The 11412-nt window shown below is 37.9% G+C and carries 12 protein-coding genes; 11 read left to right on the top strand and 1 reads right to left on the bottom strand.

The window, feature by feature from the left end; translation table 11 throughout:
- Positions 1 to 7: 7 nt before the first annotated feature.
- Positions 8 to 556 carry an NUDIX hydrolase gene (locus tag AAV97_RS14630; protein WP_009585212.1) on the bottom strand — a complete coding sequence of 183 codons (549 nt, stop codon included), beginning with the start codon at positions 554 to 556 and terminating at the stop codon, positions 8 to 10.
- Between the two features lie 124 nt (positions 557 to 680).
- Here AAV97_RS14630 and AAV97_RS14625 point away from each other — a divergent pair, with 124 nt between their 5' ends.
- The 11 genes from AAV97_RS14625 (at position 681) to AAV97_RS14575 (ending at position 11329) form a co-directional block, all read left to right on the top strand.
- Positions 681 to 1295: a CoA pyrophosphatase gene (locus AAV97_RS14625; RefSeq protein WP_004830068.1), complete on the top strand. Its 615-nt coding sequence runs from the start codon at positions 681 to 683 to the stop codon at positions 1293 to 1295.
- Positions 1296 to 1348: 53 nt separating this feature from the next.
- The gene (locus tag AAV97_RS14620; RefSeq protein WP_046760926.1) at positions 1349 to 1882 is read left to right on the top strand and encodes a gamma carbonic anhydrase family protein; all 534 of its coding nucleotides are present in this window, start codon (positions 1349 to 1351) and stop codon (positions 1880 to 1882) included.
- Positions 1883 to 2283: 401 nt separating this feature from the next.
- Positions 2284 to 2949: a tRNA (adenosine(37)-N6)-threonylcarbamoyltransferase complex dimerization subunit type 1 TsaB gene (gene tsaB / locus AAV97_RS14615; protein WP_004830066.1), complete on the top strand. Its 666-nt coding sequence runs from the start codon at positions 2284 to 2286 to the stop codon at positions 2947 to 2949.
- Between the two features lie 62 nt (positions 2950 to 3011).
- Positions 3012 to 3836: an undecaprenyl-diphosphate phosphatase gene (locus AAV97_RS14610; RefSeq protein ID WP_009585249.1), complete on the top strand. Its 825-nt coding sequence runs from the start codon at positions 3012 to 3014 to the stop codon at positions 3834 to 3836.
- The gene (locus AAV97_RS14605; RefSeq protein WP_046760925.1) at positions 3830 to 4648 is read left to right on the top strand and encodes a class I SAM-dependent methyltransferase; all 819 of its coding nucleotides are present in this window, start codon (positions 3830 to 3832) and stop codon (positions 4646 to 4648) included. The genes AAV97_RS14610 and AAV97_RS14605 overlap by 7 nt, the downstream gene beginning before the upstream one ends.
- A 121-nt stretch (positions 4649 to 4769) precedes the next feature.
- Entirely contained in the window at positions 4770 to 6185 is a 1416-nt protein-coding gene (locus AAV97_RS14600) for a C13 family peptidase (RefSeq protein WP_005033652.1), read from the top strand.
- Positions 6186 to 6270: 85 nt separating this feature from the next.
- Positions 6271 to 7107 (top strand): S-formylglutathione hydrolase, encoded by an 837-nt coding sequence (gene fghA / locus AAV97_RS14595; protein WP_042086063.1) that lies wholly within the window; start codon positions 6271 to 6273, stop codon positions 7105 to 7107.
- Positions 7108 to 7278: 171 nt separating this feature from the next.
- Positions 7279 to 8385 carry a YjgN family protein gene (locus tag AAV97_RS14590; protein ID WP_046760924.1) on the top strand — a complete coding sequence of 369 codons (1107 nt, stop codon included), beginning with the start codon at positions 7279 to 7281 and terminating at the stop codon, positions 8383 to 8385.
- 20 nt (positions 8386 to 8405) lie between these two features.
- On the top strand, positions 8406 to 9539 hold the full coding sequence (locus AAV97_RS14585; RefSeq protein ID WP_046760923.1) for a M48 family metallopeptidase: 1134 nt from the start codon (positions 8406 to 8408) through the stop codon (positions 9537 to 9539).
- A 268-nt stretch (positions 9540 to 9807) separates the two neighbouring features.
- The gene (rpe, locus tag AAV97_RS14580) at positions 9808 to 10494 is read left to right on the top strand and encodes a ribulose-phosphate 3-epimerase (RefSeq protein WP_042086059.1); all 687 of its coding nucleotides are present in this window, start codon (positions 9808 to 9810) and stop codon (positions 10492 to 10494) included.
- A 409-nt stretch (positions 10495 to 10903) separates the two neighbouring features.
- Positions 10904 to 11329 (top strand): hypothetical protein, encoded by a 426-nt coding sequence (locus tag AAV97_RS14575; RefSeq protein WP_228136553.1) that lies wholly within the window; start codon positions 10904 to 10906, stop codon positions 11327 to 11329.
- Positions 11330 to 11412: the final 83 nt, after the last annotated feature.

Raw genomic sequence — 11412 nt, 5'->3', positions numbered from 1 at the left:
TTTTTAATCAACCTGTTTGGTCGAGACGTGTTCCTAATGTTTCTAAGTGCATTGGGAAGATATTATTTTTCCGATCTTCAAAATAATGACGTAATGTACGTTCAACGCTTGGAAATGCTAAATCATTCCAAGGGATTTCATGTTCTTCAAATAATCGGCTTTCGAGTGTTTCTTCTCCAGCACCAAAAAAACCATCTTTAATTTGTGTTTTAAACAACACATAAATCTGTCCAATGCGTGGAATATTATACATACAGTACAATTGTTCGATTTCTACTTCTGCTTCTGATTCTTCACGTGTTTCACGTGCTGCACCTTGCTCCATGGTTTCAAACAGTTCCATATACCCAGCAGGTAATGTCCAAAGCCCATAGCGAGGTTCTATTGCACGGCGACAAAGTAAAACTTTATCTTCCCAAAGGGCAAGTGCGCCGCAAATAACTTTAGGGTTGACATAATGAATAGTGCCACAGTGTGTACAAACTTTACGGATTTTTTGATCACCTAAAGGAATTTTTTCGATTGTCGAATGACCACAAACACTGCAAAAACTCATAAGCTTCATTGAAAATGTGAGATAACTCAGCATAACTGAAAAATTCTACTTTCGCATCATTTATAGCCTTATCCATAAAATTTCATATATGATAGAAAGAGAACAAAAATATTGAGTGAGATACATGCAGGATCATGAGTTAACACAAATATTGCAAAACAGATTACGTTTTGGCAGAAGAACATTTCCTGCCAATGCTGCGGTTCTGATTGCAATTACTCAGGAAGCTGATCCTAAAATTTTGTTGACCAGACGTTCTGCATATCTATCAAATCATGCTGGTGAAGTTTCGTTTCCGGGTGGTAAGCGTGATCCGAATGATACCAGTAATATTGTTGTGGCTTTACGTGAAGCTTGGGAAGAAACTGCGTTAAATCCTTTTGATGTCAAGCTGATTGGTGATTTGCCGATGGAGCGAGCAAAAAGCGGAATTACGGTGAAACCTGTGGTGGGCTTAATTCCACCTGATATTCAATTGATTCCACAACCGACTGAAATTGATCGTATTTTTTATGCGCCGATTAAAAAAATGATGGAATCACAACCCATTCCTTATGAAGTGCGATTGGCACATCAATCCGTATATTTTCCTAGCCTGCGAATCGAAAATGAAATTATTTGGGGTTTAACGGCTAGAATTTTAATTTCATTATTTAAATATGGATTGGATTATCAGAAAAACTGGCCATTTTTATTGAATTCTCCATCATTTAAATCTCAAATCTTTAATCGAAAATAAGTTTTATATTTAAAAGTATTGTTACAGGGAAAAATTGAAAGGAATATCACGCGATGATGTATAAATTTAAAGGACTGGCACCTAAAGCGTTACATGAGCCTTTTGATGGTTGGGTTGCTGATAATGCAACTGTAATTGGTCAAGTTGAGTTGGGACAACAAGTCAGTGTTTGGTTTGGTGCCGTTATTCGTGCGGATAATGCGAAAATTCATGTAGGGAATTTCAGTAATGTTCAAGAGAACGCAGTGTTACACACTGATGCAGGTATTGAATTACACGTTGGCGATTATGTGACTATTGGACATCAAGCAATGCTGCATGGTTGTACCATCGGTGAGAATAGTTTGATTGGTATCAATGCAGTGGTTTTAAATCATGCTGTGATTGGTAAAAACTGTATTATCGGTGCCAATAGCTTGATTCCTGAAGGTAAAGTCATTCCAGATAATTCGTTGGTGGTGGGTTCTCCTGGGAAAGTCATTCGAATTTTAGATGAAAATGCAGCTAATTTATTAAAAATGAGTGCAATGCATTATGCCTCACACTATAAAGATTTTATCAATTTAGAAGAGTTTAAGTTTGATTAGCATGGTTGTTTCAAAGTGAATAGCGTCATTTAAAAATGAATGATGTCTTTGAATAAGGCTTTATTTTTCTCGGGCGAGGGGTACATGCTGTACTCTCGCTTCAATACTCATCCCATTAAGTAAAATTACATAACATAAATAAATTGCTTTCATCGCCTTATATTTTAAGAAAATTTAATCAGTTTGCTTAAGTCGTATCCATGCGTTAAAGATATTCAACTAAACACTGCCATCGAGAGTGTTAATATCTTTTTTGCTCAGGAAAAAAGTCTATTGCCTTGATTTTTTGTAGATGAATTTGATCTGATGGATTTTATCTGACAGGCTTTAGCGCTTAGTTCTCGCGCTAATGAAATGAGTGGAGTATCATAGGCAACATTTTTAATACAGTAAGGTTGTGCATGAAATTGCTGGCATTGGAAACTGCCAATGAGCAGTGTTCCGTTTCGATTGTTGATGAAACTCAAACACTCTATTTTCAACTTGATACGCGAGCAAAGGCACAGACTCAAACGATTTTGCCAATGATTGAGCAAGGCTTTCAGCAAAACCAAATCAGTAATCAAGCGCTGACTGCAATTGCGTTTAGCCGTGGACCTGGTTCTTTTAGTGGTGTACGTATCAATGCCGCAGTGACCCAAGCATTGGCATGGGCACATGATATTCCTGTCATTCCTGTGTCTACATTACAAGCATTGGCTCAGGCAGCATATCAACATGCTCAATTGGTAGAAGTTACAGCCGTTTTAGATGCACGTATGAATGAAGTTTATATGGCGAGTTTTAAGCTCGATCAAAATAACATTATGCAACTTGTAGATGAAGAAAAATTATTAGACTATCAGCAGGCTGCAGCGTACCAAAAATATACTTTAATTGGTTCTGGTGCAACATTGGTCGATGCTGAAGCGACTAAATTTCAGCAGCTTACTGCAAATGCCAACGATATTGCGACGATTGCAAGACAATATGCATTGAAACAGCAATGGCTCAGTGCTGAACAGGCATTACCTGTATATTTGCGTGATAATGCATGGAAAAAAATACCAGAACAAGGCAAGCCATAATCGTTTTTCGCTTTAATTTTTAGGATTTAATTTTTTTAGGATTTAATTTTTTAGGATTTAACATGGATCTTTTACTGCTACTCAAAGCAGCCATTATGGGTATCGTTGAAGGTATTACCGAATTCTTACCTATTTCAAGTACAGGGCATTTAATTCTTGCATCTGAATTAATGAATTTCTGGACCAAAGAAAAGAGTGACTTATTTGTTGTTGCGATTCAAATGGGGGCAATTGCTGCCGTCATTTATGAATATTGGGGCAAACTTTGGGGAGCTGCTATCGGTCTGTTTTCTGGCGAGCCTAAAGGTCGACATTTAGGCGTGAGCATTATTGCTGCTTCAATTCCGATCATGATTGTGGGTTTGACTTGTGGTGATATCGTAAAAGAACTTTTGTTTAATGATATTTCAGTAGCGATAGGTTTAATTGTTGGTGGTTTAATTATTTGGTGGGTAGAGAAAAATCCACCTAAAGTTAATGCAGTTGAAGTCGACAATATTACGATTAAAGAAGCAATCTATATTGGTTTGATTCAAGTTTTAGCGCTTATTCCAGGTACTTCACGTTCAGGCGCAACAATTATTGGCGGTATGATGTTGGGTGTATCGCGTAAGGCGGCAACTGAATTTTCTTTTTTCTTAGGTATTCCTGTTATTGTCGGTGCAGGGTTATTAGATCTTTTTAAAAACTATCATATTTATGAAACTACTCAAGATTGGACCGTATTTTTTGTAGGTTTGATTGTTTCGTTTGTTTCTGCATTAATTCTGATTCGTGTTTTGGTGGCTTATGTTTCCAAACGTGATTTTATGGTCTTTGCTTGGTATCGCATTGCATCAGGTTTAATCATTTTATTATTTGCTTTAACAGGTTGGAAATTATGGTAAGCGAGATTCGCTTATTTACAGAACCCACTTTTTTAGAGAAAGCACAGTCTTATCAAACTGTGCTTTCTTTACGTGGAGTCGTGGTTAATATAGAGGTGATTGATAAACTCAACGCGCGTTTTTTAAGGTTAAACCCTGAACTCGCACTGTGTGTTGATGAGCAAGGTTTGAGTCTATGTGCCAATGGCATGAGAATGCAGCCTGATTGGAAAGCTGAAATATCACGTCTAAAACGTGCCAGTTTAAAATCAGAAATGATTGCCCGTGCTTGTCATCTTTCAGAAAAACCAAAATTGGTCGATGCCACAGCAGGTTTAGGTCATGACAGCTTGTTGATGGCTTATCTGGGTGCCAATATTCGCTTGGTAGAGCGTCATCCAATTTTGTTTACTTTGCTTGAGGATGCAAAAGCACAGGCTGAAAATGATCCATTTCTAGGAAAAGTCGTTGCGCGAATTGATTTAATTTTTTCGGATTCCACCGTCTATTTAGAGCAATTGATTCAAGACAAACAAACAGTCGATGTGGTTTATTTAGATCCCATGTTTCCGCAACGTGATCAACATCAGCAGGCAGTCAAAAAGCAGGCGCAAGTCAAAAAGCAAATGCAGTTATTGCACATGCTGCTTCCAGAAGATGGTGAAATGGATTTAGGAGATCATCTTTTAGTCTTAGCTCAACACATTGCCAAACGGGTTGTGGTAAAACGTCCTCGATTGGCTGTATTTTTAAATGATCAACCAACCCATCATCAGTGGCAAGGGGATGCTTGTCGTTTTGATGCTTATTTTAACAGCAATCTTATTGAGTAGTTTGGTAACTGTTTCAATAATAGTCGAATTATTGATATATAGTTAAATCAAACATTGATAATTTTTTAGCCAAGCCTAAACTAGATAGGCTGATTGAAGCGACTGCCTTAACAGAATCTATATGATAGACCTTAAACCCTCAATTAACTTTTGGCATGATTTGAAAAGTAACCAACGTGCAGGGATCTGGTTATTCTTGGGTTCGCGAAAGTCTTTACAAATTGTTCGTCCGTCAATTTTACAGCTTATTTTTTGGGGGCTGTTGGGTGCATGTGCCAATACTTTATTTAGTTGGTTGGTCGCAGGTGATGGTGGGGTATTTAATCGTCAAGGCTTAGTCAGTTATGCTTTATGGCCATTTATTGCTTTGATTGTTGGGATATTCCTCTCTCAACGGACCAATAATCCACGTTTAATGTTGGTGCCTGCATTATTATGGTTGGTGCTTGATACGCATATCATGTTGTTTCAGTGTCTTTTACAGTATCTGGGCAATCATGATCTGTTACCGTATTTCACTTATGATGTGATTCCGCTGTTGTTCTTTGCTTTATTTATTTGGCAGAGCCTTGCAGTAGTTTGGGTGTTTTCGAGAGAGTTAAAATGGCCGTGGTGGGAACGTGCACTGATCATGTTTGCTACGGTTGCGACACTGTTTACTTGGCAAGTGTCTATTAAAGAGCAGCCGATTTGGAAAGTAGAAGAGGTTCCACCGAGTATCAGTGAAAATGCGTTCTATGCTCAAAGTCGTTTACTCAATAAGGCATTAGAACAAATTCAGTTTGGTGAGTTTGCCAAAACACACTGGTACTTTTTAGGTGTGGCAGGGGCAAGTTATCAGGATGTATTTAAATTTGAGATCGATCGAATTAAAGAGCAATTCGATACGCGTTTTGGAACATTCGGGCGCTCTATCGAGTTGGTGAATAATCCTGCAAGTATTAACGAGACCCCAATCGCTTCAAAAACCAGTATAGATCTCGCCTTACGCCGTATCGGGCAGCAAATGAATCGTGAAAGTGATGTGTTGTTTTTGTATATGACATCACACGGTTTACCGAATCGTTTTGAATTGGAAAATGAACCGATTGATTTAAGCGATGTTGATCCAAAATGGCTCAGAGAAAGTTTAGATAAATCGGGTATTCGTTGGAAAGTAATCGTTATATCAGCCTGCTATTCAGGTAGTTTTGTTTCAGCACTGCAATCACCAGATACCTTAATTATTACTGCTTCTGCAGCTGATCGTGCATCATTTGGTTGTTCAAATGAAGCAGATTATACTTATTTCGGTCGAGCGTTCTTTGATCAAGCAATGCGTGAACAAGGCTCATTAAAAGCGGCGTTTAAAGAAGCATCTGAAACAGTTGCGAAATGGGAAAATGCACAAGGATTTGATCCATCTGAGCCGCAGTGGGTGATTGGAAAAAATATGGAATTGATGTTGCCTCAATTGGAGCAGCATTTATTTCCACAACAAGGTGTGATTGCTTCCGCACAAAGTCAGAATGAAAAGTTAGATCCAGCTAAACCTTGATGGTTATTGTCATTTAGGCATCAGGTAAGTGATATAAGACTATAAACCTTAAACAATTTGTAAATCCAAATTTAGAGAGATGGCAATGGAACTTTTAACTAACACGATTTGTTTTGATGGTGAACAACGAATTTATCAGATTCAGTCGAATTATTTAAAAGGTGCAAGCAAAGTTGCTGTTTATATGCCACCTCAAGCTTTAAAAGGGCAAAAGTGTGCAGCATTGTTTTATCTGGCTGGTCTGACCTGTACTGAGGAAACATTCATTATTAAGGCGCATGCCCAGCGCTTGGCGTCACAACTCGGTTTAATATTGATTGCGCCAGATACTTCGCCACGAGGTCAAGACGTTGCTCAAGGCGATTCATGGGATTTGGGACAAGGTGCTGGATTCTATATCAATGCAACTCAGGCACCGTGGTCTAAACATTTTCAAATGGAAAGTTATATCGTCGATGAACTTTATTCTTGGGCGCTTGAAACATTCCCAATCCAATCAAATGCGATCGGTATTTTTGGGCACAGTATGGGAGGACATGGCGCTTTAACATTGGCATGGAAATATCCACATTATTTTAAATCTGTGTCTGCCTTTGCGCCAATTTGCGCACCAAGTGAATGTCCTTGGGGCGAAAAAGCTTTTTCCCATTATTTAGGGGATGACCAATCAGTATGGCGCCAACATGATGCCACGCAGTTGTTGTTTAACAAGGGTTCACTGTTTGATGAGGTTTTGATAGACCAAGGCTTAAAAGATCAATTTTACAGTCAATTGAATCCTGAAAAATTCCAGCAAGCGTGTAATGCTGTTGGGCAAAAGATCAGCCTGAGATTTCACGAAGGCTATGATCATGGATATTATTTTATCCAAAGTTTTATGGATGATCATTTGCAATTCCATGCTTTACAATTGCAAAAATAGAATGCGATTTATCCCAAAATATTAAAAAAAGCAAATTGATGCTGAGTAAAAGTAAATTGTTGTTTGCTTTTACTCTATTTCTTTCAGTTTAGAAAAAATATACACTGGCACTGATATTTTTTATTATGAAAAACTTGAGTTCACCATCATAATTTGAATAAAGAGAATAATATGCAAGATCAAATTCCACCTCCATTTCCTGATCATTTGAATGTGGATCAACAGCTCACACCACCCAGTATTCCGCAATATACAGACCAACAATACCCTAAAGTTCACCGCTTTAAGTTTCATGGTGATGCAATGGAGTATTTTGGAATATGGATTGTCAATATCCTATTGACCATTGTGACTTTAAGTTTGTATGCACCTTGGGCAAAGGTTCGTCGTTTACGTTATTTTTATGGAAACACGGAGTTTTTTCAGCGACGTTTTGACTTTACGGGTATACCAACCAAAATTTTAATAGGGCGTTTGATCGCATTGGGGATCTACGCAGCATTTTCCATTTCATCCCACTATTCAATGATAGCAACTGTGGTTGGGTTGGTTGTGTTATATGCTGCAGTCCCTTGGTTGATTCGTGCAACTATGCGTTTTACTGCGCGAAACAGTAAATTCGGGAACAGCCGATTTTATTTTGCTGGAACCACTAAAGAGTCTTATAAAGTCTTTTTCTTGAGCATATTGGTGTATATTTTTACTTTGGGTATCTTTTCGCCTGTAGCGATATGGCTATATAAAAAATATTATCTCAATCATTTATATGCAGGGCAGTTAAACTTTAAATTAAATGCAGATTGGTCTGCTTATATGGCAGCAGTTTATGTGCCGATTTTTATGTCGATTGGTGTAATTATTGCATTTTCTGTGGTTTATTTCGGCATCATTGGCACTGTTGCAGGCTTCTCACCAAGCTTTTTCATTACTGGGATATTTATCATGTATGCAGTGGTTGGATTATTTATTTATCCATTGATTGCTGCACGTCTTTTTATTACCACATGGAACAATACCACGGTCGGCAACAGCCAATTTAAAACAGATTGCAATCAGTGGCGTTACGCATGGATTATTGCCTCAAACTGGATTGTCAAAATTTTAAGCATAGGATTGATGTCTGCTTGGGCTGCGATTCGTATTCACAAATATCAGGTTGAGTCGATGAGCTTAATTTTGCATGATGATCCAGATCAAATGATGAATTTGGCACAGCAAGAACAAAGCGCTTTAGCCGAAGAAATCAGTGACATTTTTGACATTGATATTTCTTTATAATGATATGAGTTGAATAATCTATGTCACAACCAGTAGATATTATTTTCTATGATGGTGTGGTGTCTAAACCGCACCATGCACAGATTTCAGCTCAATCTGAGTCTGAAGTTCTGATTCGCTATGGTGATCGTTTAGAGCAGCATCGTCGCTATCAATATTCAGATATGGCATTGATTGGTGCGCTTGGGCAATTACATCCTGTGATTGAATTAAAAGACGATGCGCGTATCGAGTTTCATGGAGCATTACCTGAATGGTTTAATTATGGAACTAAAAAAGTTCAGCATTCAATCTGGAAACTTGAACGTTCACCAAGCCTGATCATTTTTAGCGTGATTTTTGTGGTTGCTTTTGTGTTTGCCTTAGTCAAATGGGGCGTTCCAGCTGCTTCACATTATGTGGCTTTTCAATTGCCTGAAAATAGTTTGAAAAAATTAGGGGATGAAGCCGAAACCTATGTTTTAAATAATTGGACAGCGCCCAGCCAATTGGCTCAAGGTCAAAAGGATTTAATTTCCAAACAATATTTAAATACAGTGGCTGAAGGCAAACCTGCCAAATTGGTTTTTCGTGAAGGAGGGCGCTTGGGTGCCAATGCGGTGGCATTGCCCAACAATACCATCATTATCACGGATGAATTGATCGAAATGGCACATAGTGATCAAGAAATTTTAGGCGTCTTGGCGCACGAGCAAGGTCATTTAATTCAGCGCCATAGCCTACAACAAGGCTTAACCAGTTTAGGGCTTAGCGTCTTGTATATTGCCATGACGGGAGATAGTTCGGACTTATTTACTTCATTACCTGCTGCAATGATTGGTGCAAATTATTCACGTAAATTTGAATCTGAAGCTGATCTATATGCTTTACAGTTGATGGATCGAAAGGGCATTGAAGTCTCACATTTTGCCAATTTCTTACAACGTTTAAGTGATGAAACAGAAGATTCAGAAAAAGCTGACAATGCGAGTCAAACTGCCAATGCTGATAAAAAGGCATCCGCTAGTTCGCCTTCATCGCAAAAAGAGTCGGATAAAAATCAGTCTTTAGCAATTCTGGATGCATTATCTTCGCATCCTGCAACTCAAGAACGCATTCAAATGGTTCGCGATTTTGAGAAAAAACAACAAGAGAAGCATCAGCAGTCCAAATGATCTTCTATCTTTAGATAACGACTGATTTGATCAAGGGCTTGTTAAAGCCCTTGATTTTTTTGGTTATCCAAAACGCTTAAAAGAAAATATTTTAAGTTTGCAGTATCATTTATTGTAGTTGGAAACAATTTACACAGGATTCATCGATGGTCTGCATTAGAATTATTTTATAAATACTGATGAAGATTAAAGCTGTCTACTTTTAAATCAACCTTGTAAGGTAAGTTTGTTATAATAGGAAAAATTTTTATATCTGCTAGGTTGTTTCATGTCCAAGCCATTTCTAATTGCCCCTTCAATTTTGTCTGCTGATTTTGCCCGTTTAGGTGAAGAAGTTGAAAATGTATTGGCTGCAGGCGCAGATGTTGTTCATTTTGATGTGATGGATAACCATTATGTTCCAAACTTAACTTTTGGTGCTGGGGTGTGTAAGGCATTAAAGAAATATGGCATCAAAGCACCGATTGACGTGCATCTCATGGTTTCTCCTGTAGATCGTATGATTGGTGATTTTCTTGAGGCAGGTGCGGATATTATTACCTTCCACCCTGAGGCAACACACCATATTGATCGTTCTTTGCAACTGATTAAAGATGGTGGCGCAAAAGCGGGTCTAGTATTTAATCCAGCAACACCATTACATTATTTAGATTATGTGTTGGATAAAGTAGATCAAGTCTTATTGATGAGTGTTAACCCTGGTTTTGGCGGTCAAAAATTTATTCCAAAGACTTTAGAAAAACTCCGTGAGGCACGTAAGATTATCGATGCTTCAGGTCGTGATATTCGTTTAGAAATTGATGGGGGCGTTGGACCTGTCAATATTCGTGAAATTGCGGAAGCGGGTGCAGATATGTTTGTGGCAGGTTCAGCGATTTTTGGAAAACCTGACTATCAAGCGGTAATCAATGAAATGCGAGCTGAATTAGCCAAAGTGGGTCAAGTTTCAGTTTAAAAGTTTTCCACAAAAATTGAAAATACCCTGTGGATAACATTGTGATTAACTATATGGATAACTATGTTGATAAGCATATGGATAAGCTGGGTATAGATTAAACAATTAGTTGTCAATTGTTTAGTCGTTCATCAAGAATCGTTTAAAAAGAGTTCATATGCGCTCTTTTTTTATGAAATGTGTTGTTTATTGACCTGCTCAATGATTCAGCATTGTATAAAAAATAACGTGCTGAAGATTTATCCAATCAGTACTTATGCATTGAAATGTGCGATATTTGCCAAAATCGAGATTATTGGCTATGCTTTAGGCTCATGATGGGCTTAACAAGGTTCAAGTTTTGTTTATACAACTCCGCAAACAGCTGTGGTTTGTTTGTCTTATGGTTTTTGCCATAGGGTGGAGTGGTGTGTCTATTGCATCTGCAAAAGTCATGCAGATGAGTATGCAGCATCAGCAAATGATGTCATCATCTCATCACATCGATGGGCATCAAACAAAAAAGGAATATGGGTCTGTACAACAGCTTAAAAATCTTTGTACAGATATAAATAAGAATAAAAATGGACAAAATCAGCATACAAATGATGATCAAGCGATAACGGATCAAAATGATTGTCATCAGCAAGTGAGTCAATCTGAGCCAACACAAGCGTTTAAGTGCCAAGATTGTAGCTTGTTATCCTGTCAATCTACCGTGATTTGGTTGAACAGTGATATCCCCAAATTGACCATACCTGATCATTTTCAAAATAGTGCTTCTTATCAAGCAAACTACAGAGCACAGCATCTTGCTGGTTTTTGGCAAGAAATCTTACGTCCACCCAAAGCTTAGCCTGATTTTAGAAACTTTTTATTCGTAAAGTTTATTTTTAAAATTTAGGTTAAGTTATGTCTATTTATTTAGTTCAAAAACGT

It is taken from the genome of Acinetobacter sp. Ag2 (assembly GCF_001005515.1).
Classification (GTDB): domain Bacteria; phylum Pseudomonadota; class Gammaproteobacteria; order Pseudomonadales; family Moraxellaceae; genus Acinetobacter; species Acinetobacter bereziniae.
Note: the sequence above shows the minus strand (reverse complement) of the source record. Positions and strands in the feature narration are given on the sequence as shown.